This is a genomic window from Streptomyces sp. NPDC028298, assembly GCF_055565895.1.
In genome coordinates this window covers 551,309-578,167 of the sequence record NZ_JBVHTL010000005.1, presented here as the reverse complement: position 1 = coordinate 578,167, position 26,859 = coordinate 551,309, and the positions used below count along the sequence as shown (strand labels likewise).

Here is a 26,859-nt window from a genome sequence, read left to right as displayed (position 1 = left end):
GTCGTACGTCGTGTTCACACGGCCTCCTTGGTACGCGATGTCTCCCCGGTGAGGTGCAGGAACACCTCGTCCAGCGTCGGGCGCCGCAGCGCGATGTCCTCCGCCTCGATCCCGGCCTCCTCAAGGGCGCGCACGACCGCGGCGAGGGCCGCCATGCGGTCGGCGACCGGAGCGCTGAGCAGCCGGCGGTCCGCGTCGACCGAGACCCCCTCGCCCGCGAACGGCAACAGGGTCACGGCGGCGCCCAGCAGGCCCGCGTCACGCAGCACCACGTCGATGCGGTCGCCGCCCGTCCGGGACTTCAGTTCGTCGGCCGTGCCGTCCGCGATGACCCGCCCGCGGTCGACGACCGAGATACGGTCGGCGAGCTGATCGGCCTCCTCCAGGTATTGCGTGGTGAGCAGCACCGTCGTGCCGCCGCCGACCAGGGAGCGCACCGCCGCCCACACCTCCGCCCGGCCGCGCGGGTCGAGCCCGGTCGTCGGCTCGTCCAGGAACAGGACCTCGGGGTCGGTGATGAGCGACGCGGCCAGGTCCAGGCGGCGCCGCATGCCGCCGCTGTACGTGCGGACGGCCTTGCGGCCGGTGGCGCCCAGGCCGAAGCGCTCCATGAGTTCGCCGGCCCGCGTCCGAGCGGCGCGGGAGCCCAGATGATGAAGGCGTCCGAACATCTCCAGGTTCTGCCCGCCACCGAGCTCCTCGTCGAGCGCGGCGTGCTGGCCGAGCAGGCCGATGCGCGACCGCACCCGGCGGGCCTCGCGCACCACGTCGTACCCGGCGACCTCCACCCGGCCACCGTCCGGGCGCAGCAGCGTCGACAGGACCCGGACCAGAGTCGTCTTGCCCGCCCCGTTGGGGCCGAGCAGCGCGTGCACCGTGCCGTGCCCCGCGCACAGGTCCAGTCCGTCCAGCGCGTGATGGTCCCCGTACCGCTTGCGTACGCCTTCGACGACGATCGCTTCGGTCATCCCGCTCCCTCCGTTCCGGCCCGCTTCCGAGCCGGTCCACAGCCGGTCCCCGATTCGGTAATCAAACTTGACTACCAGTCCACGAGAAGGGAGGTTAAGCCCGGCCCAGGCGTTAGTCAAACTTGATTAGCGGCCCGGTGGAGTCACGGAGCCGGCGGGGTCAGGACGCGTCCTCCGGATGCCTCTCCCCCGTCGCGTACGGGTTCTCCTGGTCGTCGCGGAGAACCCCGACGAACGGTTCGCCCTCCCCGGCGAAGGTGTAGGCGCCGCCCTCGACGCGGGCGATCAGGCCGCGGGTCCACGCCGCGTCGGCGTCGGCCGAGTGGACCCAGAGGTCCATGATCTCGCCGATGTGCCCGAGCTGGGCGGGGCCGTCCTCGGGCACGTAGTGCTCGGTGACGGCCGTACGCCACTGCTCGATCCCGCGGATCCGCTCCTTCAGCAGGGCCACCGCCTCGTCCCTCGGCAGGTCGACGATGAAGCCGATGCCCGCCGAGCGGACGTCCATCTTCTGGTCGTAGGACGTCAGGGACTCGCGCAGCAGCGCCAGGTACTCCTCGGTCCCCGCGGGCGTGATCTCGTACTCGGTGCGCGGCGGCCCGCCGGCGGTGGACGGCGCGATCTCGTGGGCGCGCAGCAGTCCTTGCTTGGCCATCTGCTTGAGCGCGTGATAGATCGAGCCGGGCTTGGCGTTGGACCACTCGTGCGCGCCCCAGTACTCCAGGTCGTTGCGCACCTGATAGCCGTGGGCCCGCCCGTGCTGGCGGACCGCGCCGAGCACGAGGAGACGGATCGCTGACATGCCGTCCAGCCTAGGGGTGGTGCGGTCAGCCCCAGGTGGAGCCCTGCTCCAGTGCCACGAGTTCGAAGGCCGTCTTGCCGTCCAGGGACTCGCGGATGATGTCCGCGTGCCCGGCGTGCCGGGCCGTCTCGCGGATCAGGTGGAGGGCCAGCCAGCGCATCGACACGCGGCCCTCGGGCGGGAACCAGGGGTCCGGCGGGAGGGCGAAGGTGTCGTCGAGGCTCGGCACCGAGCGCAGGAAGGCCTCCGTCTCGGCGGCGACCTTCTCCCAGTACGCGAGCTGCGAGGCGACCGTCTCGCCGTCGGCGAGGACGAAGCACTCGTGCCAGTTCGACTCGTCCCGCCGGACGGCCGGCGGCTCGCCCTTAGCCCGGGCGATCCAGCCCTGCTCGACCTCGACAACATGCTTGAGCAGCCCGCCCAGGGACAGTTCGCTGGCGCTCGGCCGGCTCGCGGCCTGCTCCTCCGTCAGCCCGAGAAGCGACCGGCGGATGCCGCCGCGCTGCTCCTCGATGAACGCGAGCAGCGCCCCGCGCTCGTCGCCCCGCTCTTCCGCTCGCACATGCGTGACCATGACCGGCCGCCTTTCATCGGGTCCTTCCGACTGACACCGACGACGCTACGGACCCTTGCGGTCAGTTCCTGTCCGCAAGGGTCCGGGCACGCTGGAGGATCACGCGAAGGCGGCTCAGAAGGGGAAGCGGCTCCGCCCGTGCTGCACCGAGATCCACTTCGTCGTGGTGAAGGAGTCAACCGTCGTCTCGCCGTTCAGGCGGCCGATGCCGGAGTGCTTCTCGCCGCCGAAGGGGACGAGGGGTTCGTCGTGGACGGTGCCGTCGTTGACGTGGAACATGCCGGTGTCGATCTGCTTGGCGAAGTTCACGCCGCGCTCGATGTCAGCCGTGTGGACGGCGCCCGAGAGGCCGTACGGGGTGTCGTTGACGATCCGCACCGCGTCCTCCTCCCCGTCGAACGGGACGAGGAAGACGACCGGGCCGAAGACCTCCTGGCGCAGCAGGTCCGAGCCGGCGGGGACACCGGTCAGGACGGAGGGCTCGACCAGGTTGTCCGTGGTGGTGCCGTGCACCAGGGCGGTGGCGCCCTCGGCGAGCGCCTGCTCGACGACGTTCGCCAGCGCGTCGGCCTGGGAGGAGTTGATGACCGGGCCGATGACCGTCTGCGGGTCCCTCGGGTCACCGGCCTTCAGCGTCCTGACCTTGGCGACGAACTTCTCGGTGAACTCGGCCTCGATCGAGCGGTCCACGAGCACGCGGTTGGCGGCCATGCAGACCTGACCCTGGTGGACGTAACGGCTGAAGACCGCCGCGTCGACCGCGTAGTCGATGTCCGCGTCCTCCAGGACCACCAGGGCGCTGTTGCCGCCCAGTTCGAGCACCGAGCGCTTGAAGTTCGCGGCGCAGACCGTGGCGACGTGCCGGCCGACCTTGTCGGAGCCGGTGAAGGAGATGACCTTCGGGACCGGGTGCTCGATGAAGGCGTCGCCGATCTCGGCGATGTCGGTGATGACGACGTTGAGGAGGCCGCCGGGCAGGCCCGCGTCCTCGAAGATCTTCGCAACCAGCGAGCCGCCGACGATCGGGGTGTTCTGGTGCGGCTTCAGGACCACGCCGTTGCCGAGCGCGAGCGCGGGGGCGACGGACTTCACCGACAGCAGGAAGGGGAAGTTGAAGGGGCTGATGACGCCGACGACACCGACGGGGACGCGGTAGAGGCGGTTCTCCTTGCCGTCGACCGGCGAGGGGATGATCTTCCCCTCGGGGCGCAGCGCGAGCTGGACCGACTCCCGCAGGAACTCCCGCACGAGGTGCAGCTCGAAGGCCGCCTTGAGGCGGGTGCCACCGAGCTCGGCGATGATCACATCGGTGATCTCCTCCTCGCGCTCGTCGATGATCGCGAGCGCCTTCTCGAAGACCGCGCGGCGCGCGTACGCGTTGGTCGCGCCCCACTTCTTCTGGGCGCGCTCGGCCGCGCGATAGGCGTCATCGACCTCTTCGACCGTGGCTATCGTGATCGACGCCAGCTTCTCGCCGTCGTACGGGTTGAAATCGATGATGTCCCAGGAGCCTGTGCCCGGGCGCCACTCGCCGTCGATGTACTGCTGGGCCAGGTCGGTGAAGTAGGACGACATGTGCTCCCTCAATCCCTGTGCTGCCGAGACAGTCCTTGGCCCGGGTCAGCAGACATCCGATCACGGTCTGATCACATGTCATCGTACTTGTGTTTCAAGGGAGTTGAAGGAGACCAGAGAAGTCCGCGGCTGCTCCTGGGAAGGTCAGGAGAGCTGGAGCAGCCCGCGCAGCAGATCACGGCTCTCGGCCGGCCCGGGGCTGTCCTGCTGGAGCTGCTTGAGCGCGCCCTCGTACTGGTTGACGTCCTCGCGCTTGTCCAGATAGAGCGCGCTGGTGAGCTGCTCCAGATAGACGACGTCCGACAGATCGGACTCGGGGAAGCTCAGGATGGTGAACGCGCCGCTCTCGCCCGAGTGGCCGCCGAAGCTGAACGGCATGACCTGGAGCCGCACATTGGGCCGCTCGGAGACGTCGATCAGGTGCTGGAGCTGTCCGCGCATCACCTCGCGGTCGCCGTAAGGGCGGCGCAGCGCGGCCTCGTCGAGGACGATGTGGAACTCGGGGGCGTTCTCGGAGACGAGGTACTTCTGGCGCTCCAGGCGCAGGGCCACACGCCGGTCGACGTCGGCGGCGGAGGCGCCCTTCATCCCGCGCCGGACGACGGCGTGCGCGTACGCCTCGGTCTGGAGCAGGCCGTGCACGAACTGCACCTCGTACACCCGGATCAGGTGGGCCGCGCCTTCCAGACCGACATAGGTGGGGAACCAGCTCGGCAGGACGTCGGAGTAACTGTGCCACCAGCCCGCGACGTTGGCCTCCTTGGCGAGCGAGACCAGGGAGGTGCGCTCGGCCTCGTCCGCGATGCCGTAGAGCGTCAGCAGATCCTCGACGTCGCGGGTCTTGAAGCTCACCCTTCCCAACTCCATACGGCTGATCTTCGATTCGGAGGCGCGGATCGAGTAGCCGGCCGCTTCACGGGTGATGCCACGCGCCTCACGCAGGCGCCGCAGATGTGACCCCAGCAGCATGCGCCGCACCACCGAGCCGCTCGACTCACCAGCGCTCACGTTCGTCAGCCTCCCCAACCGTCTTCCAGACGCCGCAGTCTGCCACTAAAACACTTCAAGCAGTACTCGTTCAGTTACGGAAACGGAAAGCAGCCAAAGCAGAAGCACAGAAAAGGATCAGTGAAGCGTCGACTGCTGAGAATAAGGTGAAGGAAGAAATGACCAAGAAGTAGCAGAGGAAGGCCCAATTCGGGCGCGTGCACGTGCATCTGCCCTTGCATCTGCTGTACGCATTCGGAACCATGGTCCCCGCGCCACCGCTGCATCGCAACGACCGCGAACACCCGGGAGTGCCTCGCATGGGGACGAATGGATCGACCATGCTCGAACCCTTACGGCAGGGACTTCCGCCTCTCGATCCCGCGGCCGTGTCCAGCGCCGCCTCGTGCGCCTTGCCCGCCCGCTACGAAGCGGTGCGCGAGGCCCGGCAGTTCACCCGCGGCACGTTGGACCAGTGGGAGATCGGCGACCGTTTCGACGATGTCTGCCTCGTGGTCTCCGAGCTCGTCACCAACGCCCTGCGGCACGCGCTGCCCGCGGACACGCCCCGCAAGGACGACCAAGGGCCGCCCGTACGGCTGCACTTGATGAGGTGGACCTCACGACTGGTGTGCGCGGTGCGCGACCCCAGCCACGAGAGTCCGGTCGCCGGCGACTCGGAAGACTTCGCGGCGGAGTCGGGGCGCGGCCTCTTCCTGGTCGACTCGTTCTCCGACAGCTGGGGCTGGCACCCGCTCGCCGGAACGCTCAGCGGCAAGGTCGTCTGGGCGCTGTTCCGGCTGGGAGCACAGCCGGACACGGCCGCGCTCTCCCCCGAATAGCAACCGCGGCGCCTTTTGGCGCCGCGGTTCTACGCGCGTTACTGAACGCAGAGTGAGGTTCACCCTCGGTTTACGCCGCCCGTACCCTCGCCGGCTCTCGGCGACCCATCGGTTCGGGACGGTTCGGGATCACGGCTGTCAGCCCGCGATCAGGTGGTCGAACTCGCCGTCCTTGATGCCCAGGAGCATGGCTTCGATCTCGGCGCGCGTGTAGACGAGCGCGGGCCCCTCGGGGAACCGCGAGTTCCGCACGGCCACGTCACCGCCGGGCAGCCGCGCGAACTCCACGCAGGAACCCTGTGAGTTGCTGTGCCGGCTCTTCTGCCAGGCGACGCCGTCGAGCTCGGTCGCGGCCATGCCGTTGTACACGAATTCAGCCATACCGTCGTACACGTCATCCACGTCGAACACGTCGTGGTCCACAGGTCGCTCCCCGGTCGTGCAGTGGCTGAGGTGGCCATAGATGCAGTAGTCAACTGACTCGGATCATAGCTCTGTTCATGTGCAGATGCATGGGCAGATGCACGTGCACGCGGGGTGGTCCTGCGGTTACAGCTTTTACCGGCCCTTGACTACCGGTTGTCGTACGCCTGACTACGGTCCGCACCTCACCGGAGTGGGTGCGGGCCTACATCCGGTCCAGCGCATTCCCCAGAGATCGCATCACATGCGACCTCCAGCCCCCGTCCATGATCTTCCGCGCCATCATCTGGGCGGGATCGTCCGGATCGAATCCCGCGTGTACTAGGAAGAGACGCGTACCGCGCCCTTCCTGTTCCAGTGTCCAGGTAATGGTCCAGTCCGCCGGCCGCCGGGCGTGCGCGTCGGCCCAGCCGACGCTCAGCATCCGCTCGGGCTCGAAGGCGAGAACGCGCACGTCGACGGTGCCGGAGAAGTTCGCGTTGGGCCGCGGGACGGCGGTCAGCGTGTACCGGTGGCCGACCTCGAGCCGGAAGTTCTCGGAACCCGGCATCTGCCACTGCGCGAGCAGCCCGGGCTCGGTGAGGGCCCGCCAGACCTTGGCCGGCGGATGCGGCAGGAACTGGGCGACGCGGATGGTCGTGAGGTCGTCATCACCGGGGGCGGGATCGGCGCCGGCGCCCTGCGGGTCGGGGTTCGGGTCGTGCGGGTCGGGGTTCGGGTCGTGCGGGTCGGGGTTCGGGTCGTGCGGGTCGGAGGTCATGTCTCGGCATCGTCGGGCATGCGGTCCAGGAGGGCTCCGAGGCCCTTCAGCCTGTCGCGCCAGAACCGCTCGTACGGATGGAGCCAGCCCTGGACGTCGGCGAGCGGGGCCGCCTCCAGGCGGTAGATGCGCTGCCGGCCGGCGCGTTCCTCGGACACGAGTCCGGCCTCCCGGAGCACCTTGAGGTGTTCCGAGAGGCTGGGGCGCCGCATGGCGAAATGATCGGCCAGGGCCTGGACGGGCTGGGGGCCCCGCTCACGCAGCAGCCGGAGCACCTCACGACGGGTGGAGTTGGCGAGCGCCGCGAAGAGCTGGTCCTCACGTGCGGCGTGCGAGTCGGCTCCGGCGCGATCACCGGCTCCGACCGGAGCATCGGCTCCGGTGGGTCGGCCGGTCCCGGCAGGCGAGTCGGCTCCGGCGGGTCGGCCGGTCCCGACAGGCGAGTCGGCTCCGGCGGAGACACCGGCCGCGGCGGACGAGTCGGTGCCGGTGGTCGGATCGGCTCCGGCGGGGGCACCAGGGGACTCCCCCGGTTCGGCGCGCACTCCGGCCGTGGCCCCCGGTCCGACCCCGATCCCCGTCATGGCGCGTTCAGTGTCCTTCCCTCTACTCCGAGGCCGACTCCAGGGCCTTCTCCGTGATCAGCATCAGACCGTTGCCGTCGGGGTCCCGGAACGAGGCCATACGGCCCCAGGGAAGGTCGTCGGGACCCTCCACCGTGACACCGGCGGCGGCGAGCCGCGCGCTGTCGGCGTCGACATCGGTCGTCACCAACATGATCCCCCGGGCCTCGCCGGGCGTGAAACCCCCCATCCCGGGGCCCGAGAGCGTGAAGACGGTCTGCGCTCCCTTCGGCGCGACCTGGAGCCACCGGCCGGGCGGCATGTCCAGGTCGGCGGTGACCTCGAATCCGAGAACGTCCCGATAGAAGCGAAGGGCCCGGTCCTGGTCGGCGACGGGAAGCGTGACGAAGGAGGCGTGAATGATGTTCATGGCCACAGAATAGGTAGGAGATTCCCTACGAGTCAATCGTAGGGAATCTCCTACCTATCGCGTCCTCGGAGGGGCCCTCCGGACCTCCTGATAGCTTGCTGCGATCGTCCGGGCGACCCGCATCCATCCCACCCTTGGGGGCTTCAGTGACTACGGCGACCTTCCCGTCCCGCCACGCGCGTCTCGCGGCAGCGGCCGTGGGGCTGGCGGCGGCGGCCGTGCTGACCGGCTGCAGCAGCGGGGGCGACGACTCCGGAGACCCGTCGGCGACCCCGAGCGCGTCCGCGACGGACGGCGCCGGTACGGGCGGCGGCTCCGGGAGCACGTCCACGGCGGGCGGCAAGCTCCAGGGGAGCTGGCTCACGACCGCGGACGGCAAGGCCGTCGTTCTCATGATCAACGGCAAGCAGGCCGGCCTCTTCGCGACGGGCGGCACGGTGTGCAGCGGCACCTCGTCCGACGAGGCGAGCATGCAGATGATCCGCCTGGCCTGCACGGACGGCAGCAAGAAGCGTGCCGTCGGCATGGTCGACTCCGTCACCGGTACGACCCTGACGGTCACCTGGGAGGGCGCCGTCGGCAAGGAGACGTACACCAAGAGCCAGGGCGGAAAGCTGCCCACGGGCCTGCCGACGGCGAGCCTGGGCTCCTGATCCCCGGGCGGTCGACGGCATCGCCGTGAGCCCCAGGGGATCGCGGCGGCCGCCCTCGGCGACACAGGAACGTCAGCGGACCCGACATGGCGGGAACGTCCGCGGACAATATCGGGCGATACCGTTCCCTTGCGGGTGAACAGTGAGGGGTGCGCAACCTCGGTGGACCCGGGTGCGTGATGATCCATGCACATCGTCACGACTTCCAGGGGAACCCATGCGCGCTCTGCCCATCGCCGTCACCGTCCTCGCGGCGGCCCTCGCCCTGACCTCATGCGACGGCGGCGGCTCCGGCAGCACCGGCAGTTCCGAGAAGTCCGGTGCCACGGCCGGCTCGGCGAAGCAGTCGACCGCCGCGGCCTGTGCCATCGGTGACACCGCGATCCAGGTCGGCCCCGCGAACGCCGCCACGGCCGCCGGGGACACGGGCAACATCCCCGTCACCCTCACCAACAAGGGCGGCCGGTGCACCCTGAAGGGCTTCCCCGGACTCGGCGTGGAAGCGGGCGGGACCTCCGCGGACATCGCGGCGGACAAGTCCGCGGCGCCGGAGGCGCTGACCCTCGCCAAGGGCGACACCGCGACCTTCACGATCACCTACGTACGGGGCGCGGAGGGCGACGCCAAGACCCTCGCCGCGAAGACGCTGAAGATCAGCCTGCCCGGCGCCGACACCACGCAGAGCTTCCCGTGGTCGTACGGACCGCTCGCCGGGAAGGGATCGGCGAGCGAGCCGAACGCCTCCGTGACACCGTTCCAGCACGCGGGCGACTGACGCACGCACCGTAGGGCTGCTGCATTCCTAAGCAAGGACGCACCGCTGGACTGCTTCGCGGGGCGCGCGAGCCCGTCAGCGGGCTCGGCCCACCGCGTGAGCGCACGGCCTCCGTCGGCGGCCCCGGCCCGACCCCAAGGGAACGGGCGCCCTAAGGGAACGGGCGCCCTAAGGGAGCGGGCGCCGGCCCCTGACCTGGGCGCGGTCCGCCGCAGCGGCGCCCTCGTGCCAGCCGGCCTCGTCGGTGATCCCGCGCATCCTGGTCGTCACCGTCTCCGGGAACATGTGGTCCAGGTGGTCGGCGACGGCCACGTCACGGGCCGCCAGGACCGGCAGCAGCTCCCCCTCCGTCCCCGTGGCGTTCACCTGCTCCTCGGCGACCGACGCGAGCCGGTCGCCGATCCGGTGCGCGTACGCGGCCAGGAACGACTGCCGGAACGTCTTCGTGCGCTTGCGGCCGCCCGCCCGCTGCGCCGCCTCCGCCTTCGTCATCGCCGCCGTGGCCTGCACGAGGAGCGAGGTGTAGAGGAGCTCGACGGCTTCCAGGTCGGGTTCGAAGCCGACGACGGTCGAGAAGCACAGGGCGTCGTTCCACACGGCCCGGCAGCGGTTCGCCCCCGCGACCGCGTCCAGGAGCACCGCCTTGGCCGTCTCGTACGGGGGCTCGACGCCGACACGGCAGGCGCCCGGCGCATCCTTCGCGTGGGTCCGGGCCGCCAGGAGCGCCTCGTCGATGGTGTGCCGCGCCATCAGCTCCTGCGCCTTCGCGCTCAGCGCCTCGGCCTCCTCCGGGAACCCGGTCGCCTCCGCCTTCGCCAGCAGGGCGCGGATGCGGGTGAGCATGCGCGTCTCCTGCGGGGCGGCGGCCGTCCCCGGCGCCCGGGGCGGGTCCAGGGGCTCGATGGTGGGCAGGCGCAGGAGCAGGCGGTAGAGCTCCAGGATCGCGGTGGCACGTGAGAAACGGTCGGTCCGGAGGTCGTGGGGTTCGGCCCCCAGCTCGTCGAGCTGGGCCGCCCAGCGTGCGCCCCGGGGCTCGCGGTCGCCCTCCCGCTGCCCGAGGATCGAGGAGATCACCAGGCGTACGTGTACGTCGTCCAGGTCGCGCCGCACGATCCGTACGACGTCGGCGGGCTGCCAGCCGCGCCGCCAGGCCGCCGCCACGAACTCCTCGCCGCGCCGGGCGAGTTCGGCGTCGGAGGCGGGGTCGGCCGCGAGCGCGGAGGCTCCCGTGTCGAGCGCCGTGTCGGTGTCGGCGTAGAGGGCGGCCGCGAAGGCGCGCTCCACGGTGCTGGACGTACTCATCCCACGATCGTGTCACGGGCGGACCGGGGGCCGGTGTCCGCCTCGGCACCGCGGCCGGGGACTCGTCCACACCCTGTGGACAGAGCGTCGGCCGTCCGCATCGGAGTGCCGGAAACGGCACGAGCGCCGCACCCATCGACTGTCAACTTCGGGTTGACACCTCAGGACTGTCAACCTACCGTTGACACATGACGACGAATCCTCCCGGCAAGGCATCCGTGCGTCTCGACGACCTGATCGAGGCCATCAAGAAGGTGCACAGCGACGCACTCGACCAGCTCCAGGACGCGGTGATCGCGGCGGATCACCTGGGCGAGGTGGCCGACCATCTCATCGGGCACTTCGTGGACCAGGCACGACGTTCCGGGGCCTCCTGGACGGACATCGGCCGGAGCATGGGCGTCACCCGTCAGGCCGCGCAGAAGCGGTTCGTGCCCAAGGCGGAGGCGGACCTCGACCCCAGCCAGGGTTTCGGCCGCTACACCGAACGGGCCAGGAAGGCCGTCATGGTCGCGCACGAGCGGTGCAAGGCCCTGGGCGGGACCGAGGGGCTGCCCGAGCACCTCGTCCTCGGCCTCCTCAGCGAACCCGACGCGCTCGGCGCCCGGGCCATCACCGCGCAGGGGGTCTCCCTGGACGCCGTCCACGAGGCGGCCCTGGCCGCGCTGCCGCCGGCGGCCGACGAGGTCCCCGAACTGGTCCCGTACGGACCGGCCGCCAAGAAGGTCCTGGAGCTCACGTTCCGCGAGGCCCTCCGCCTCGGCCACAACTACGTCGGCACCGAACACATCCTGCTCGCCCTGCTGGAGTTCGAGAACGGCGAGGGCGTGCTCAGCGGCGCGGGCGTCGACAAGACGGCGACCGAGGCGCACATCGGACGCATGATCACCGAGCTGGTGAAGGAGAAGACGGAGGCGGAGGCGAGGTCGGCGGCAGAGGCGGAGGCGGAGGGCGCGTCCTAGCGGCAGCCGTCGCGTATGGGCATCCCCTTCGGAGCGCCGCCCGGCGGGGATGCCCGAAGGGCAGCCTCGGCAACGCCGGCAGACGGCCGGTCGGTACAGCCTGGTCGGAGTCGATACAGCCTGGTCGGAGGGGCGTTGTCAGACCCTCCTGCGAGACTCGGAGGCATGACCGAGCGCTGGGCTCTCGCGCCGGCCGAGGACGGTGGCGTGGAGCTCGCCGCCCTCGGCCCGGACGGGCTGCCCGCGGGAGAGGTCCGCCGGGAGGCGGACCTCGCGGAGGCCGTACGGACCCGGCCGGACGTGAGCCGGTGGGTGTGGCGGTCGACGGCCGATGTCTATCCGCGTCTGCTCGCCACGGGGGTGCGAGTGGAGCGGTGCTACGACATGGAGGCCGCCGAGACCCTGCTGCTCGGACACGAGGGGCGGCTCGGTGAGCCCCGGTCGGCGGCCGCCGCGCTGGCGAGACTGCGCGGCGGCCCCGTGCCGCCCGACCCGCCGCAGCGCTCCGCCGAACCCGGTTCGCAGTCCTCCCTCTTCGAACCCCGCCCGGTGCACGTGCCGCTGACCGATCTCCTCGCGGTCTACGCCGACCAGCAGCGCCGGCACGACGCGGCCGCGCACCCGGACCGGATGCGGCTGCTGACGGCCGCCGAGTCCGCGGGGATGCTGGTCGCCGCCGAGATGAACCAGGCCGGGCTGCCGTGGAGCGCGGACGTCCACCGGGACGTGCTGCACGAACTGCTCGGCGAGCGGTACACCGGCGGCGGTGAGCCCCGGCGCCTGGCCGAGCTCACCGACGAGGTGTCCGCCGCGTTCGGACGACGGGTCAGACCCGACCTGCCGGCCGATGTCGTCAAGGCGTTCGCGCAGGCAGGGATCAAGGTCAAGTCCACCCGGCGGTGGGAGATCGAGTCGATCGACCATCCGGCCGTGAAGCCGCTCCTCGAGTACAAGAAGCTGTATCGGATCTGGGTCGCCCACGGCTGGTCCTGGCTCCAGGACTGGGTGCGCGACGGACGGTTCCGGCCCGAGTACCTGCCGGGCGGGACGGTCACCGGACGCTGGGTGACCAACGGCGGCGGCGCGCTCCAGATCCCCAAGGTGATCCGGCGTGCCGTCGTCGCCGACCCCGGCTGGCGGCTGGTCGTCGCCGACGCCGACCAGATGGAGCCGCGCGTCCTCGCCGCCATCTCCCGCGATCCCGGCCTGATGGAGGTGGCGGGCCGGGAGAGCGACCTCTATCAGTCGGTGTCGGACCGGGCGTTCTCCGGCGACCGGGAGCAGGCCAAACTCGCCGTGCTCGGCGCCGTCTACGGCCAGACCTCCGGCGACGGCCTGAAGAACCTCGCCCTGCTCCGCCGCCGTTTCCCCAAGGCGGTCGCGTACGTGGACGACGCGGCCCGCGCGGGCGAGGAGGGGCGGCTGGTGCGGACCTGGCTGGGGCGGACCTGCCCTCCGGCCGCCGGGTCGGGCGACGGCGGCGGGGACGAGGCGGGCATCCCGCAGGACGAACCCGTGGAGTCCCCCTCCGAGGAGGGCTGGGTGCCGGGGTACGCGTCCTCCAACTCCCGTGCCCGCGGGCGGTTCGCCCGCAACTTCGTCGTGCAGGGCAGCGCGGCCGACTGGGCCCTGCTGATGCTGGCGGCACTGCGCCGCACCTGCTCCGGGCTCGCCGCCGAACTGGTCTTCTTCCAGCACGACGAGGTGATGGTGCACTGCCCGGCCGAGGAGGCCGACACCGTGGTGGCCGCCATCCGTGAGGCGGCCGAACTGGCGGGCCGCCTCACGTTCGGGCAGACGCCGGTGCGCTTCCCGTTCACGACGGCGGTCGTACGGTGCTACGCGGACGCGAAGTGACGCGGTCCGCCCGTCGCCGGACGGTCCAGGACGCCTGAGCCTGCCGAGACACCGGCCGACCTCACGCCCCGCCCGCCACCACCACGCCGCCCATCGCTCGGTCCACTCCGGCCCCACTGCCTGCTCCGGCGACTCCGCCTGCTCTGCCGGTTCCGGAAGCTCCGACAGATTCGGCCGCTCCGGCCGCTCCGGCCGCCAGCAGGTTCCGCAGTTCGCCCGTCACCGGGCTGTCCGTCTCCGCCAGGGCCTCCAGAGCCGACGTCCACTCCGCGTAGGCCGCCTCGGCGTCGCCGCGTTCCCACAGCAGCAGTCCCGCCTGGTGACGGGCGAGGCCTCCGGTGTACCGGTCGGCACGGCGGTCGGCGCGGCACCGCAGCAGATCGCACTCGCGCGCGGCGCGTTCCCCGTGGCCGACACCGCGCAGGGCCCGCACCAGGCCGAGCCTGGTCTGTGACTCGCCGTGCCAGTCGCCGTGACCGCCGAGGATGCGCAGACTCTCCTCGAAGTGCGGTACGGCGGCGGCCGGTTCGCCGAGCGTGAGGTGGGCATAGCCGATGTTGCAGTGCGCCGAGTGCCGGATGATCACGTCCTGCACGGCGTCGCCGATCGCGAGACTGCGCTTGTGGTGGTCGATGGCGGCCCGCGGGTCGGTGTGCTCGTACAGGTTGCCGAGGTGGCTGTAGGTGATGGCCTCCATGTGCGGGTCGCCCAGCTCCCGCGAGAACTGAAGACTCTGGAGCAGTGCCTCACCGGACTCGGCGTGACGGCCCAGGGATTCGAGGAGCATGCCCCGGTTGTTCAGGGCCCGCCGCTGGCAGGAACGCACGCCGAGGCGGCTCCAGATCGCGAGCGCCTCGTCGTTCAGGGTGAGGGCCTCGCCCACGCGGCCCGTCATGAAGTGCAGGCCACCGAGGTCGCCGAGCGCGTACGCCTCGGCGGCCTCGTCGCCGAGCAGGCGCGCCGCGTCCAGCGCGGCCCGCTGCAGGACCTCCAACTCGGCGACCCGGCCGCTGCGTTGCACGTACGGGTTGAGCAGGCGGGCCAGCAGGGGGAAGTACGGCGAGGCGTGCGCGTGCCGCTCGGCGAGCGCGACCACGTTCGCCAGTTCCGTGTCGCCCCAGGCGAAGGCCTCCCGCCCGGAACAGAACGGGGGTGTGGCCGCCACGTCGGCCGCGTGCCCGGCCGGCTGCGAGGCGGTCGGCCTGCTCCGGTCCTCCCTGTCGAGGCCGGGTTCCAGAATCGCCTCCAGGGCGCGGGCGGCGACACCGGCGTACCAGCGCAGGGCACGCTCGGCGACGACGGTGTCGTGGCCGAGCGGTTCGGTCCCGGTCGTCACGGGATCCGGGCCGGTGGTGGCGTGGGTCTCGGCGCCGGCGTCGTCGGCCATGGGTGCCGCGGCTGCGGCCGTCGCTGTCGCGAGGACGCACTCCGCCGCGCCCGCGATCTCCCGGGCGAAGTCCCGTACGAGATCGTGCGGCGCGTACCGCCCGTACGCGGTCTCCTCGAGGAGGGCCACGTCCACGAGGCGGTCGAGCGCCGCCTCGGCCCGGCGTTCGTCGGTTCCGGTGAGGCGGGCGACGAGGGCGGCTCCGTACGCGGGCAGGTCGAGCGCGCCGATACGGCACAGGGCGAGCGCCGCGTCCCGGTCGGCCTCGCGCTCGGAGGCGCGCAGCGCGTCGTGCGCCACGGCGAGCGAACGGCGCACGCTCAGGTCGTCGTACTCCAGATGGTGCAACCGGCCTTCCGTGGCGGCCAGTTGACCGGCCAGGACATCGGGGGTCAGCGCTCGGCGGGCCGCGAGACGGGCCGCCACGACCCGGAGGGCCAACGGCAGCCGGCCGGTGAGTTCGACGAGAGGGTGGCCTCCGTCGAGCCCGTCCTGGCGGCCGGAGACCGCGCGGAGCAGGGCCGCGCTGTCCTCGTCGGTCAGGGGTGCGAGCGGGAAACGGTCGGCGCCGTCCAGGGCGGTGAGCGGCGAGCGGCTCGTCACGATCACCGCGCAGCCGGTGCCGGCCGGCAGCAGCGGGCGCACCTGGGCGGCGTGCGCCGCGTCGTCCAGCACCATGAGGGTGCGGGTGGGCGCGAGCATCGACCGGAGCAACGCCGCCGCGGCGTCCGGGTGTTCGGGGATGCGGCGGGGTTCCGTGCCGAGGTCGCGGAGGAGCGCGGCCAGCGCCTGACCTGCGGTGAGCGGGGTCATGCCGGGGGTGGCGCCGTGCAGGTTGACGTACAACTGGCCGTCGGCGAATCGTTCCCGCAGTCCGTGCGCGACGTGCAGCGCGAGCGCGCTCTTGCCGACGCCCGCCATGCCGCTGATCACCGCGACGCGCGGGCGGCCCTGTGCGCCGGCGGTCTCCGTGGCCCCGGGGTGTCCGGACGCACGGGCGGATGCACCGGCGAACGCGTCTGCGGATGCTTCGGCGCCGGGTGCGCCCCCGGGTGCGCCGGGGTGGCCGACCGGGTGTGCCGGGTCCTCGGCCTCGGGGTGCGTGCGACGGGGGAAGTTCTCCGGGTCCAGGACCCGGAACAGGCGGTCGCGGACGTCTTCGCGTCCGGTGAAGTGAGCCGGGGGCGGCGGGAGTTGAGCGGGCCGGGGCGGCGCGGCCACGCCCCGCTCACCCCGGACGGAGCCACTCCCGGGCTCCGCACCGCCACCGTCTCCATCGGTGGCGGCAACCCGGCCGACGCCGGTATCCCGGTCGAAGCTCCCGGCGGCGTCGGCGCCGCCGTCCCGCCCCGCGGCCCGCTCGCGGACCACGGTCGCGGAGCGGTCGGCGTCACCGTCCCGGCCGCCGTCGCCGCCCCGGTCGGTGCTCCGGTTCCGGCCACTGTCGTCGCCCACACCGATGTTCCGGTCGGTGCTCGGATTCCGGCCACCGTCATCGCCGACACCGCCGTTCCGGCCGCCGCTCCGATTCCGGCCACCGTCGTCGCCGACACCGCCGTTCCGGCCGGCACTTCCATCGCCTCCGACGTTCCCGTCCCCTCCGACGTTCCCGTCGCGGCCGGCGCCCTCGCGGCGACCGTCGTTCCGCTCTCGGCCGGCGCTCCCGCCGTCGTGGCCGTCGTCAGCCCTGCCCCTGCCCTCGTCGCCGCCGTTCTCGGCCCGATCGCGGCTCCGGTCGGCCGTGCCGGCCGCCCGGCGGTCCCGGTCCCGGTCGTCGCCCCGTCGTCGGTCGCCGCCCCTTCTCCGGTCCGCTCCCACGCCCGGGATCCAGGCGTTGCCCTCCCCGCCGCTCCCGATCCCGGACGGACCCCCGGCACCCTCCCGGGGCCCGTCCGGAACCCGGTCGTAGTCCCGCAGGATCTCCAGGTGGGCCCTGCGCACGGCCGGCCCGGGCTCGATGCCGAGCTCGTCGAGCAGGCGGGCCCGCAGGTCACGGTGGACGGCGAGGGCCTCGGCCTGGCGCCCGGTGCGGTGCAGCACCAGCATCAGCAGCCGGTGGAACGACTCGCGGAGCGGATGCTCGGCCGTGCGGGCGGCCAGCTCCGGGGCCAGCCGGTCGAGCCGGGACGCCGTCGGATCGAGGCACAGCTCCGCCTCGTACCCCCACTCCAGGACGAGCAGCCGGCCCTCCTCCAGCCGCTGCGCGAAGGCGCGTCCGCCGGTCTCGGGCGGCAGGCCGCCCAGCGGGGTGCCACGCCACAGCGCGAGCGCGTCGGTGGCGTGCCGCAGCGCCCGCTCCCAGTCGCGCTCGGCGTGCGCGTCCCGCGCGGCGGTGGCGTTCCGCTCGAAGACGCGGACGTCCAACTCGCCCTCGCCGACGCGCAGGACGTACCCGGGCGACACCGAGCGCAGCCGTTCCGGATCGTCGAGGAGGCGGCGCAGCCGGGTCACGTGGTTCTGGAGGGACGCCTGGGCGGAGGCGGGCGGCGCCCCGCCCCACAGCGCGTCCTTGAGCGCGCCCACGGAGACGACCCGGCCCGGTTCGAGGAGCAGCGCGGCCAGCAGGGCACGCATCTTCCGGCTGCCGATCGAGACGACCTCGCCATCGGCGTCGTACAGGACCGGCGGCCCCAGCAGCCCGAACCGCAGCCCGTTCCGCATCACGCCGCCCATTGCCTTTCCGCCCGGCCGCGCCGGCCGCGCACCACGGCGGTTTCGCGCCCTCCCAGGACGAGTTCGCGCCGGTCAAGTGATCGTCCCCGAGGGAACCGTTGGCCATATGTTAGCGATCCGTTGGCGCAGGCTGATGTGATCAAGCCATCGGATCTGGCCCGACGGTGCGCGCGTACTACGCGTAACTCGGGGGAGTGTCGCCGCCGCGGCCGGATCCGGGGACGTCAGAGGCCCCGGTCGTCGAGGTGATCGACCGGGGCCTCCGTCCGTACCCGTCCGGTGAACCGCCCGGACGACAGGCCGCGCCGATCCGGCCGACAAACCATGCCTCCGGACGGCGGGCCGTGCCACTCCGGCGGACAAGCCGTGCCACCGGACGGCGGCGCGGACAAGCCGTGCCACCGGACGGCGGGCCGAACCACCCCGAACACCACACCGCCCCACTCCGAACGCCACACCGCCCCACCCGGGACGGCAAGCGGTGCCACCCCGGCCGACGAGCGGCCCGGGACGGCGACGGCCGGCTCCTGTGACGAACCGGCCGTCGACCCCGAGCTCAGAGGCCCCTCGGCCTCAGAGGCCCCTCTGGCTCAGAAGACCCGCAGGCTCAGACGACCGGCATGTTCAGACGACCCGCGGACTCAGATGACCGGCGGGCGCCCCAGGCGGGTGAGGCGCCAGACCGTCCTCCATCGCATCGGGCGCCGCTCTCCGCCGGGCCGCCGCAGCCCCTCCGCGAAGCCGCCGAACCAGGCCCGCAGCCCGCCGACCGACCGGGTCCGCAGGAGCGTGAGCACGATCCAGATGCCCAGGTGCACGGGGATCAGCGCCAGGGGCAGCCGGCGGCGGGTCAGCCAGACCCGGTTGCGGGCGGTCACGCGGTAGTAGATGGCGTGCCGGGCGGGCGAGGTCTTGGGGTGCTGGAGCAGCAGTTCGGGCTCGTACAGCACGGTCCAGCCCGCGTCGATGGCCCGCCAGGCGAGGTCGGTCTCCTCGTGCGCGAAGAAGAACTCGGCCGGCCAGTCCCCGGTCTCGGCGAGCATCGGCATGGACAGCGCGTGGCCGCCGCCGAGGAAGCCGGTGACCGGTCCGCCGCGCATCGGGTCCTTGGCGCCGACCCTCGGCACGTGGCGGCGCTGCGTCTCCCCGTTCTCGTCGGCGATGCGGAAGCCGACGATGCCGAGCCGCGGCCGGGCGGCGTACAGGTCGCGCACCTTGCGCAGCACGTCGCCGTCGACGAGGAGCCCGTCGTCGTCGAGTTCGACGACCACGTCCACGTCCCCGAACTCACGCAGCCTGCCCAGTCCGACGTTCCGGCCGCCGGGGCAGCCGAGGTTGTCGTCCAGCTCGACGGTGGTCACCTCGCCCGGCAGACCGAGGCGTTCGGCGAACTCGGGCAGCGGGCAGCCGTTGCCGACGATCACGATCCGGGTGGGGGCCACGTCCTGCTTGGCCACGGAGGTGAGCAGCGCGTCGACCTCGACGGGCCGGTTGCCCATGGTCACCACGGCAACGGCGATCCGTGGCCCCTCCTCCGCCTGCGACACGACACCCACCCCATCCCGGCCGACAACTGTGCCGCGATGCTAGTCGTTCACCGGGATGACCCCTCAAGTACGCCGTCAGGTCCGCCGTACGTACGTCCTGATCTACGCCCATAAGTACGTGATCAGGAACGCCGGTTCTCCTTGCGGCGGACGAATTTCAGTCCCGACCAGTCCTCCCCCAGGGCCGCCACCTTCACGTCGACGAGTCCGAGCGGCAGGAAGAGGTCCCGCAGATCGTTCTCCGCGATGTCGCTGCGGTGTCCGGCAGCGCGGCGGGGCCAGGCGATCCACAGCATGGACTCGTCCGCGAGGTCGCCGGCCAGTCCGGCCGCCCGCGCCGCCAGTCCGGCGTGCTCCCGGAAGAAGGCGAGGGTGACGTCCGCCCCTTCCGGGCCGCTCTCCGCGACCTCGCAGTCCTCCGGCAGCCCGGGAATCTCCCAGCCGGGCGGAGCATGGACCAGCCGCACCCGGTGGCCCGCCTTGATGCCGATCTTCCGGGCGAGCGGCGTACCGGAGTACCCGCCGCCCGCCGCGCTGGATCCCGTCATCCCCGCAGGATGACACCGCCCGGCCCGGCCGGCCCGCGTTCCCGGGCCCACCCGCGCACGCGGCGCCGCCGACCTCCGACGTACGCGATGACGCACGGGAGCGCGAAGGGGGCGGCGCAGGCGCGACGAACGGGGCGGCGCGGGGGTGACAGCCGTCCGGGGCACGCTCGACTACCGGTTGTCGGCGAGCGGGTTCATGCTGGTGAGAGCGGCCCGGTCCCCCGGACGTCCCCGGTGATTCCCGGGATGCCCAGAGCTCGCGGGCCGGGGACAGCGTGCGCCCGGTCCACCCCCGGCGGGCGCCACCAGGTTCCGGAGGGCGCCATGAGCTCACCATCCGTCCCGCCGCCGCCCGCGCCCCTGCCACCGCTGGGCCCGGGCTCCACGGACAAGGGCCTCAAGGGCGGCGCCCTGGGTCTGTTCTCCAGCACGGTGATCGGGCTGGCCTCCACGGCCCCCGCCTACAGCCTCGCGGCGACCCTCGGCGTCATCGTCGGGATCGTGGGCTTCCAGTCGCCGATCGTGGTCATCCTCGCGTTCGTCCCGATGTTCCTGATCGCCTACGGCTACAAGGAGCTGAACCGGGCCGACCCCGACTGCGGCACCACGTTCACCTGGGCGGCCCGCGCCTTCGGCCCCCGTACCGGCTGGCTGGGCGGCTGGGGCATCGTCGCGGCCGACATCATCGTGATGGCCAATCTGGCGCAGATCGCCGGCGCGTACGGCTTCCAGCTCATCGGCGCGGACGGGCTGGCGCAGGACACCTTCTGGGTCACCTTCGTCGGCGTCCTGTGGATCGCCCTGATGACCCTGATCTGCTACATCGGCATCGAACTCTCGGCCAACCTGCAGAAGGCGCTGCTCACGATCGAGATCGTGGTGCTGTTCCTGCTGTCGATCACCGCGCTGGTCAAGGTGTACGGCGGGACGGCGCCGAACGTCTCGTCGGAGATCTCGTGGTCGTGGTTCAACCCCTTCGAGATCAACTCGTTCGACGACCTGACCAAGAGCATCCTCGCCGGCGTGTTCATCTACTGGGGCTGGGACACCGCGGTGTCCGTGAACGAGGAGACCGTCGACCGCGACCGCACCCCCGGCCGCGCGGCCGTCATCTCGACCGTCATCCTGCTGCTCGTCTACGTCCTGGTCACCACGTCCGCGCAGGCCTTCGCCGGGGTCGGCGACAAGGGCATCGGGCTGGGCAACCCGGACAACTCCGGAGACGTCCTCTCCAGTCTCGGCGCCGAGGTCTTCGGCTCCGGGGGCTGGGGCACGGTCGCCACCAAACTCCTGATCGTCATGGTCCTCACCTCGGCGGCGGCCTCGACCCAGACGACCATCCTGCCGACCGCGCGCACGACGCTGTCCATGGCCGCGTTCAAGGCCATCCCGCAGCGCTTCTCCCGCATCCACCCCCGGTTCCTCACCCCGACCTGGTCCACCGTGGGCATGGGGATCGCCTCGATCGTCTTCTACGTGATGCTGACGCGGGTGAGCGAGAACGTCCTGGCCGACTCCATCGGCTCGGTCGGGCTGATGATCGCCTTCTACTACGGGCTCACGGGCTTCGCCTGTGTCTGGTACTACCGCAAGGTCCTCACGCGCAGCGCGCACGACCTGTGGACCCGCGGGATCATGCCGGGCCTCGGCGGTCTGATGCTGCTGTACTTCTTCATCAACGCCTGCATCGTGTACGCGGCCGCCGACTACGGCAGCACCTCGTGGACCCTGCCCTTCCCGCCGCACCGGCAGCTCGGCGGCGTGTTCGTCACCGGCGTCGGCGCGCTGCTCCTCGGAGCGATCCTGATGTTCGCGTACAGCGCGTTCCGCCCCGCCTACTTCCGCAAGGAGACGATCCCGGTCTCGTCCCACGACCGGGACTCCCACTGACCCACGGGCGACCGGGACGCCCGCTCCCGCCCGCGACCGGAACGGCGTGTGACCGACGGCGACCGGAACGGCGTGTGACCGACGGCGACCGGAACGGCGACCGACCCGCGCGGGGGCGCGGGTCGGGAGAACGGTGAGCCGCCCCGGTGGCGCGGGGGAAGTGACCACCGGGGCGGTGCTGAGGGGCGGTGGCGTCAGGCCGACGCGCCCACCGCGACGTCCGTCGAACCGTCGGAGAGGACTTCGCCGTCCTCGTCGACGTCCGGCGGGATGGTCGACAGCGCGCTGGCGTGGAGGTCCTTCGTACGCAGCATCGTGAAGCCGATGACCGCGGCGACGAACCCGAGGATCGCGCTCAGGGTCATGGCGCCGTGGAAGGCGCTCATGAACGCGTCCTGCCCGGTGGCCAGCACCTTGTCGCGCAGCGGTCCCGCGGCCTGGGCGACGGCGTCGAGCGAGCCGGCGCTGATGCCGTGCGCGGCCTCCTCGGCGGCGCCATCGCCCATCTGCTTGCCGACCGCCGAGGACGTGAAGTCGTCGGCCACGCTGTGCTGGAAGTACGCGCCGACGCCGGCGATACCGACCGCGATACCGACCTGCTGGAACGTCTCGTTGATGCCGGAGGCGACACCGGCCTTGGCCGGTTCGGTGACGCCGATGGCCAGCGCCGCACGGGCCGGGTTGAAGGCGCCCATGCCGAAGCCGGAGATGACCAGCGCCGGGACGAGCACGGTCCAGGACGAGTCGGCCTTGGTGAGGTTCAGGAACAGGATGCCGACGGCCATGACCGCGGTGGAGCCGCCCAGCAGGATCCGGAAGGGGACCTTGCCGATGAGCCCGCCGCCGAGCGCTCCGGCGACGAACATCGCGCCGGTCAGCGGCAGGAACCTGAGGCCCGTGCCCCAGGCGTCCACGTGCAGCATGTTCTCCAGGTAGCTGGTCTCGAAGAACACCGACGGCAGCGCTCCGGCGTTGCCGATCATGGCGACGAGGGAGATGCCCACGAAGGTGGGGCTGCGGAAGAACGCCGGGTCGATCAGGGCGCGCTCGCCCAGGCGGCGCTCGATGACCACGAAGAGGACCAGGAAGAGCGCGCTGGCGGCGTACAGACCGAGCGTGGTGCCGCTGGTCCAGCCCTCCACGGGCCCGCGGATGGTGGCGAAGACCAGTGCTCCGAGCGCGACGCTGAAGGTGGCCAGACCGGTCCAGTCGGTGGGGTGGGCCCGCTTGTTGAGCGACTCACGGACGCGCAGCGCGCCGACGAGCAGGGCGAGCACGCCGACCGGCACGTTGATGTAGAAGATCCAGCGCCAGGACAGCGCGTTGATCAGCGAGCCGCCGATGAGCGGGCCGGTGGCGACGGCGAGACCGACGGCGGCACCGAACGCGGTGAAGGCGGTCGCCCGCTCCTTGCCGTGGAACTCGTGGCTGAGCATGGCGGGACCGACCGCGAACATGATGGCGGCGCCGACACCCTGGACGGCACGGAACCAGCTCAACTGGCCGGATCCGTCGGCCAGTCCACAGGCCAGGGAGGCGATGGTGAAGATGGCGAAGCCGACCTGGAAGACCTTCTTGCGGCCGATCCGGTCGGCGAGCGATCCCGCCGCCACCAGGAAGATCGCCAGCGTGAGGGCGTAGGCGTCGAACACCCACTGGAGGTCGGCGAAGCTGCCGCCCAGGGAGCGATGGATCTGCGGAAGCGCGATGGAGACCACGCTCAGATCGAGCATCAGCATGAACGAGCCCAACGCGACGATCCCGAGTGTCCACCACCTCGTGGGCGACGGAGCGCGTTCTGCGGACATGGGAGAACCTTCCAATCAGCAGGATCCTTAGATGATGGAAATCTAGATGATTGGAAAGCCATACGTCAACGTTCGTGACGTTCGGTAGCGGCGGGCGCGTCCGCCGAGGACCGACCAGCCCTTCACCGGAGTGCGGTCACCCGCGGTGACGGCCGCCGGTGCGCGACGGGAGCCCGAGGCGGCGGCGAAACGGCACACCGGGCGAAACGGAAGCCGACGTGGGCGCCGCCGATCCCGTGGACGTGGCCGGTGCCGCCGCCACCGTCGCGTCGCCCGATACGGCAGAAGCCCGCGGCGCCGTCGAAACGGCGCCGCGGGCTTCCTGGGGCTCTGTGGGCTTCGCGGGCTCCCGCGGGGAGAAAGCGCGGGCGAGTGGAAAACGGGTGTCAGTCGGAGCAGACCGAGGCGGGCCAGCGGCCCGCCATGAGGATGCCCAGCGTCTTGCGCAGCGCCTCGCGCTCGTCCTCCGCGAGTGCGCCGAAGAAGCCCGACTCGACCTCCGTGGCCACCCGGTCCGCGGTCGCGAGCGCCGCACGGCCGGAATCCGTGAGGATCAGGTTGTAGCGCCGCCGGTCGGCCGGATTGCGCCGGCGCTCGACGTGCCCGTTGCGCTCCATCTCGTCGATCACCGTCACGACGGTGGTCGGATCGAGGTTGAGCAGCCGGCTGAGGTCCTGCTGCGAGAGCTCGGGCCCGCCCGCCAGCGCGGCCAGCACGAAGAAATCGCGGATGCGCATGCCGACCCCGGCCAGCGCCTTCTCCACATCCTCCACCAGCACCAGCCCTGCCTTGTGGAGCAGATAGCCGGGCCGCTCGGCGATGAGGAAGTCCTTCCGGGGGGACGCCCCGTGCTGCTCGGCGTTACCGCTGCGCACCATGAGCCGACTCCTTCGATCGTGGCAGTCTCCACCATCGAAGATACAACGATTCTTCCGCGGGTAACCCCTCCCCCTGGCGGGATCCCGGCGACCGGGGCCCCGCGCCCCTCGGCGGCGGCCACGGGAAGGACAGATTCCGGAGCGGGAGGAATTCATCCGTCCGCAATCGGCCCCGCGATGCCGCACGTTACGTCGATGCAAAATCGAACGGACCATCACGGTCCGGGTCCCCGAAATGGAATCAGCCATTCTCCGGGAATGGACGAGGTCAGACAATTGATGATCACGTGCGGAGTCGGCCATTCGATCGAGGCGGCCGGGTGTCGCCTGTGTCTCGCATCACATAGGGCGTTGTGGCGCGCCTGCTAGGCTCCTGAATTGCCTGGCCAGAACATCGCTCACAGCGACTCGAGCCAGACACGAGGAAAACAAGAGCGCTTCGCGCGACGGGGGAAAATAGAAATGGTTAATTTTTCGATCAGATGCTGTAGCGGACAACGCTGACGCCGGGGAACGCGCGCCTCTACGCGCCGATCCCGCACCACTGGTGCCACAGTGCCGGTCTGACACAACCGGCCTGAAATCACTGGTCCGGCGTCCCACACCGGCCTGTTCGGCCGGTTCGGCGTCCTTCACCCGCCTGCCGGCACCGGCACGGCATCCATCACTGATCCGACCTCATCCGACTTCAAAGGTCTGACACCGCGCACTGCGCCGCGCTACGCGCGTCGCGCCCTGTGCCGCTTTGTCACGCACCTCTCCATCACCACGGCCGTTTTTCGGACAGGGCTGCCTTTCGACGCCGCTGTCCTCTCCAGCATGGAATGGAAAAGCTCGATGAAACAATCAAGCACCGCCCTCGCCGAAGCCCTGGAGGACTGGCTCGGCGACCCCGCGGTGGAGCGGAACTCCTTATCTTTCGCGGGGGCACTGGAGCTCGACGAACGCGACGAACTTCCGTCCGCGGGAATCGAACGGGTCCGTGCTTTCGGATTCAACCGTTATTTCGTTCCGGAACGACTGGGCGGCGATCTCCGGGCCGCCGAGGACATCCTCATGCTGACCAGGGTCATCGCCCGCCGGGACATGAACGTCGCGGTGAGCGAGAGCACCCAGGTCTGGATGATGCTCGCCTGGGTCGGCGGGGACGCCGAACAGCAGGAGAAGCACGCGGCCACGGTCCTCGCCGGCGGGGTCGTGCCCTGTCTGGCCTACTCCGAGCCGGAGCACGGCGCCGACCTGGCCGCCAACCGGTTCACGGCCACCCCGGACGGCGGACAGTACGTCCTGACCGGCGAGAAGTGGCCGATCAACCGGGGCCGGACCTCCACCCACGTGGTGCTGCTCGGCATCACCGGCGACGAGACCACGCCGGCCAAGCGGCAGCAGTCCATGTTCCTCGTGGACCGGTCACAGATCGTCTCCGGCGAGGTGTCCGGCGTCCCCCGCGTCCCGACCTACGGTCTGCGCGGCTGCGACATCAGCGGAATCGCCTTCGACGGCGCCCGGGTGGACGCCTCGGCCCGGCTGGGCGCCGAGGGCGAGGGACTCGAACTGGCCCTGCGCGGCCTCCTGATCACCCGGACCTTCTGCACCGGCCTGTCGCTCGGCACGGGCGACACCATGCTGCGGACCGTGACCGGGTTCCTGTCGGAGCGGATCCTCTACGACGGACCCGCCACCGAGATCCCGTACGTCACCGAATCCCTCGCCAACGCCTACCTGAACCTGCTCGTCGCGGAGTGCGAGAGCCTCGTCGCGATGCGCGGACTGCACCTGTACACCGAGCAGTTCAGCATCTGGGCGAACCTGGCCAAGGTGCAGGTGGCCCGCCTGGTCGACTTCAACAGCAAGGCCCTGGCCCGCACCCTGGGCGCCCGGTACTTCATGCGCGCCGCCGAACACGTGGGCACCTTCCAGAAGATGCTCCGCGACGGCGCCGTCGTATCGGTCTTCGACGGCAGCGAGCCGGTCTGCCTGGACAGCCTCGCGCTCCAACTGCCCGCCCTGGCCAAGGCGCAGGGGCACACCCCGGACGAGGACTGGCGGGCGCTGTACGACCTGCGGGCCGAACTGCCCGCCTTCGAGCCGCACCGGGTGAGCGTGTTCGGGCGCGGCAGGGACGCCACGTTCGCGAGCCTGCCCGCGCTGATCACCCGCCTCGGCGAGCTGTCGCCGTCCGCCGGCTGCGACGCGGACCGGCTCGCCGACCTGCGCGGCCGGGCCGGGGAACTGAGCCGGGAACTCGACGCGCTGCTCGCACGGGTCCAGGAGGTACGGCAGTCGGGCGCCGCACTGCCCGCCCAGCCGACGGCCTCCGCCAAGTCCACCCCGCCCCGGCTGATCAGGATCGCGGAGGAACTGAGCGCCCTGCACGCCAAGGTCGCCGCTCTCGGCGTGTGGCTCTTCAACCGGGACCACCTCGACGAGTTCTTCGCCGGCGGCGAATGGCTCCAGGCCGCGCTGGCCCGCCGCCAGATCCACCAGTACGAGACCGGCGAACTCGACCCCGAGACCGCCCACCGGCTCTTCGCCCAGCTCAACTCCCAGTACGCCACCGACGAGTTCTTCTCGATCCGCCGCATGCGCATGGCCTCGCCCGGCGCGCGCGAGGCCGGCCGGGGCGACGAGTCGAACGCCGCCTGACAACCCCCC

21 protein-coding genes and 1 pseudogene are annotated in these 26,859 nt (G+C 71.4%); 7 read left to right on the top strand and 15 right to left on the bottom strand.

Annotated elements, in window-relative coordinates:
• Positions 1-14 precede the first annotated feature (14 nt).
• The 5 genes from ACZ4TO_RS25230 to ACZ4TO_RS25210 all read right to left on the bottom strand — a co-directional run bounded on the left by ACZ4TO_RS25230 (position 15) and on the right by ACZ4TO_RS25210 (position 4,888).
• On the bottom strand, positions 15-968 hold the full coding sequence (locus ACZ4TO_RS25230; RefSeq protein WP_468025280.1) for an ATP-binding cassette domain-containing protein: 954 nt from the start codon (positions 966-968) through the stop codon (positions 15-17).
• Positions 969-1,128: 160 nt separating this feature from the next.
• Positions 1,129-1,770: a PadR family transcriptional regulator gene (locus ACZ4TO_RS25225; protein WP_468025279.1), complete on the bottom strand. Its 642-nt coding sequence runs from the start codon at positions 1,768-1,770 to the stop codon at positions 1,129-1,131.
• Between the two features lie 25 nt (positions 1,771-1,795).
• Complete coding sequence (locus ACZ4TO_RS25220; protein ID WP_468025278.1) at positions 1,796-2,344, bottom strand: DinB family protein; 549 nt, start codon at positions 2,342-2,344, stop codon at positions 1,796-1,798.
• A 114-nt stretch (positions 2,345-2,458) separates the two neighbouring features.
• Positions 2,459-3,919, bottom strand: a complete 1,461-nt coding sequence (locus tag ACZ4TO_RS25215; RefSeq protein WP_468025277.1) for an aldehyde dehydrogenase family protein — start codon at positions 3,917-3,919, stop codon at positions 2,459-2,461.
• Positions 3,920-4,063: 144 nt separating this feature from the next.
• The gene (locus tag ACZ4TO_RS25210; protein WP_468025319.1) at positions 4,064-4,888 is read right to left on the bottom strand and encodes a helix-turn-helix domain-containing protein; all 825 of its coding nucleotides are present in this window, start codon (positions 4,886-4,888) and stop codon (positions 4,064-4,066) included.
• A 338-nt stretch (positions 4,889-5,226) separates the two neighbouring features.
• On the opposite strand from ACZ4TO_RS25210, the gene ACZ4TO_RS25205 reads away from it, so the two are divergent.
• Positions 5,227-5,748, top strand: a complete 522-nt coding sequence (locus tag ACZ4TO_RS25205; protein WP_468025276.1) for an ATP-binding protein — start codon at positions 5,227-5,229, stop codon at positions 5,746-5,748.
• 138 nt (positions 5,749-5,886) lie between these two features.
• Here ACZ4TO_RS25205 and ACZ4TO_RS25200 read toward each other — a convergent pair whose 3' ends face one another.
• The 4 genes and pseudogenes from ACZ4TO_RS25200 to ACZ4TO_RS25185 form a co-directional block, all read right to left on the bottom strand.
• The gene (locus ACZ4TO_RS25200; protein WP_037625978.1) at positions 5,887-6,171 is read right to left on the bottom strand and encodes a DUF397 domain-containing protein; all 285 of its coding nucleotides are present in this window, start codon (positions 6,169-6,171) and stop codon (positions 5,887-5,889) included.
• Positions 6,172-6,376: 205 nt separating this feature from the next.
• The gene (locus ACZ4TO_RS25195) at positions 6,377-6,931 is read right to left on the bottom strand and encodes an SRPBCC family protein (protein ID WP_468025275.1); all 555 of its coding nucleotides are present in this window, start codon (positions 6,929-6,931) and stop codon (positions 6,377-6,379) included.
• Positions 6,928-7,251 (bottom strand): annotated as a pseudogene (locus ACZ4TO_RS25190) (metalloregulator ArsR/SmtB family transcription factor); the annotation flags it as partial. The gene ACZ4TO_RS25195 and the pseudogene ACZ4TO_RS25190, both read right to left, overlap by 4 nt.
• A gap of 286 nt (positions 7,252-7,537) precedes the next feature.
• The gene (locus tag ACZ4TO_RS25185) at positions 7,538-7,924 is read right to left on the bottom strand and encodes a VOC family protein (RefSeq protein ID WP_468025274.1); all 387 of its coding nucleotides are present in this window, start codon (positions 7,922-7,924) and stop codon (positions 7,538-7,540) included.
• Between the two features lie 146 nt (positions 7,925-8,070).
• Between ACZ4TO_RS25185 and ACZ4TO_RS25180 the strand changes: the two genes are divergently transcribed.
• Complete coding sequence (locus ACZ4TO_RS25180; protein WP_468025273.1) at positions 8,071-8,577, top strand: hypothetical protein; 507 nt, start codon at positions 8,071-8,073, stop codon at positions 8,575-8,577.
• A gap of 217 nt (positions 8,578-8,794) precedes the next feature.
• Positions 8,795-9,352 (top strand): DUF4232 domain-containing protein, encoded by a 558-nt coding sequence (locus ACZ4TO_RS25175; RefSeq protein WP_468025272.1) that lies wholly within the window; start codon positions 8,795-8,797, stop codon positions 9,350-9,352.
• 168 nt (positions 9,353-9,520) lie between these two features.
• Here the strand turns inward: ACZ4TO_RS25175 and ACZ4TO_RS25170 are convergent, their stop codons facing one another.
• On the bottom strand, positions 9,521-10,654 hold the full coding sequence (locus ACZ4TO_RS25170) for a DUF2786 domain-containing protein (protein ID WP_468025271.1): 1,134 nt from the start codon (positions 10,652-10,654) through the stop codon (positions 9,521-9,523).
• Between the two features lie 188 nt (positions 10,655-10,842).
• Between ACZ4TO_RS25170 and ACZ4TO_RS25165 the strand changes: the two genes are divergently transcribed.
• Together ACZ4TO_RS25165 and ACZ4TO_RS25160 are read left to right on the top strand one after the other, a co-directional pair.
• Positions 10,843-11,616, top strand: a complete 774-nt coding sequence (locus ACZ4TO_RS25165; protein WP_468025270.1) for a Clp protease N-terminal domain-containing protein — start codon at positions 10,843-10,845, stop codon at positions 11,614-11,616.
• A 165-nt stretch (positions 11,617-11,781) separates the two neighbouring features.
• Positions 11,782-13,473 (top strand): bifunctional 3'-5' exonuclease/DNA polymerase, encoded by a 1,692-nt coding sequence (locus tag ACZ4TO_RS25160; protein ID WP_468025269.1) that lies wholly within the window; start codon positions 11,782-11,784, stop codon positions 13,471-13,473.
• A 61-nt stretch (positions 13,474-13,534) separates the two neighbouring features.
• On the opposite strand, the gene ACZ4TO_RS25155 is transcribed toward ACZ4TO_RS25160, so the two are convergent.
• The 3 genes from ACZ4TO_RS25155 to ACZ4TO_RS25145 form a co-directional block, all read right to left on the bottom strand.
• Entirely contained in the window at positions 13,535-17,524 is a 3,990-nt protein-coding gene (locus tag ACZ4TO_RS25155; RefSeq protein ID WP_468025268.1) for an AfsR/SARP family transcriptional regulator, read from the bottom strand.
• Positions 17,525-18,174: 650 nt separating this feature from the next.
• Positions 18,175-19,032 (bottom strand): glycosyltransferase family 2 protein, encoded by an 858-nt coding sequence (locus ACZ4TO_RS25150; RefSeq protein ID WP_468025318.1) that lies wholly within the window; start codon positions 19,030-19,032, stop codon positions 18,175-18,177.
• Between the two features lie 170 nt (positions 19,033-19,202).
• Entirely contained in the window at positions 19,203-19,628 is a 426-nt protein-coding gene (locus ACZ4TO_RS25145) for a DUF3052 domain-containing protein (protein WP_382783996.1), read from the bottom strand.
• Positions 19,629-19,952: 324 nt separating this feature from the next.
• Here ACZ4TO_RS25145 and ACZ4TO_RS25140 point away from each other — a divergent pair, with 324 nt between their 5' ends.
• A complete protein-coding gene (locus tag ACZ4TO_RS25140) occupies positions 19,953-21,518 on the top strand; it encodes an APC family permease (RefSeq protein WP_382783994.1) in 1,566 nt (521 codons plus the stop codon).
• A gap of 194 nt (positions 21,519-21,712) precedes the next feature.
• Here ACZ4TO_RS25140 and ACZ4TO_RS25135 read toward each other — a convergent pair whose 3' ends face one another.
• Both ACZ4TO_RS25135 and ACZ4TO_RS25130 read right to left on the bottom strand, forming a co-directional pair.
• The gene (locus ACZ4TO_RS25135; RefSeq protein WP_382783991.1) at positions 21,713-23,326 is read right to left on the bottom strand and encodes an MFS transporter; all 1,614 of its coding nucleotides are present in this window, start codon (positions 23,324-23,326) and stop codon (positions 21,713-21,715) included.
• Between the two features lie 386 nt (positions 23,327-23,712).
• Positions 23,713-24,204, bottom strand: coding sequence for a MarR family winged helix-turn-helix transcriptional regulator (locus ACZ4TO_RS25130; RefSeq protein ID WP_382783989.1), 492 nt, complete (start codon positions 24,202-24,204; stop codon positions 23,713-23,715).
• Between the two features lie 837 nt (positions 24,205-25,041).
• On the opposite strand from ACZ4TO_RS25130, the gene ACZ4TO_RS25125 reads away from it, so the two are divergent.
• Positions 25,042-26,850 (top strand): acyl-CoA dehydrogenase, encoded by a 1,809-nt coding sequence (locus ACZ4TO_RS25125; RefSeq protein ID WP_468025267.1) that lies wholly within the window; start codon positions 25,042-25,044, stop codon positions 26,848-26,850.
• The last annotated feature ends 9 nt before the right edge of the window (positions 26,851-26,859 follow it).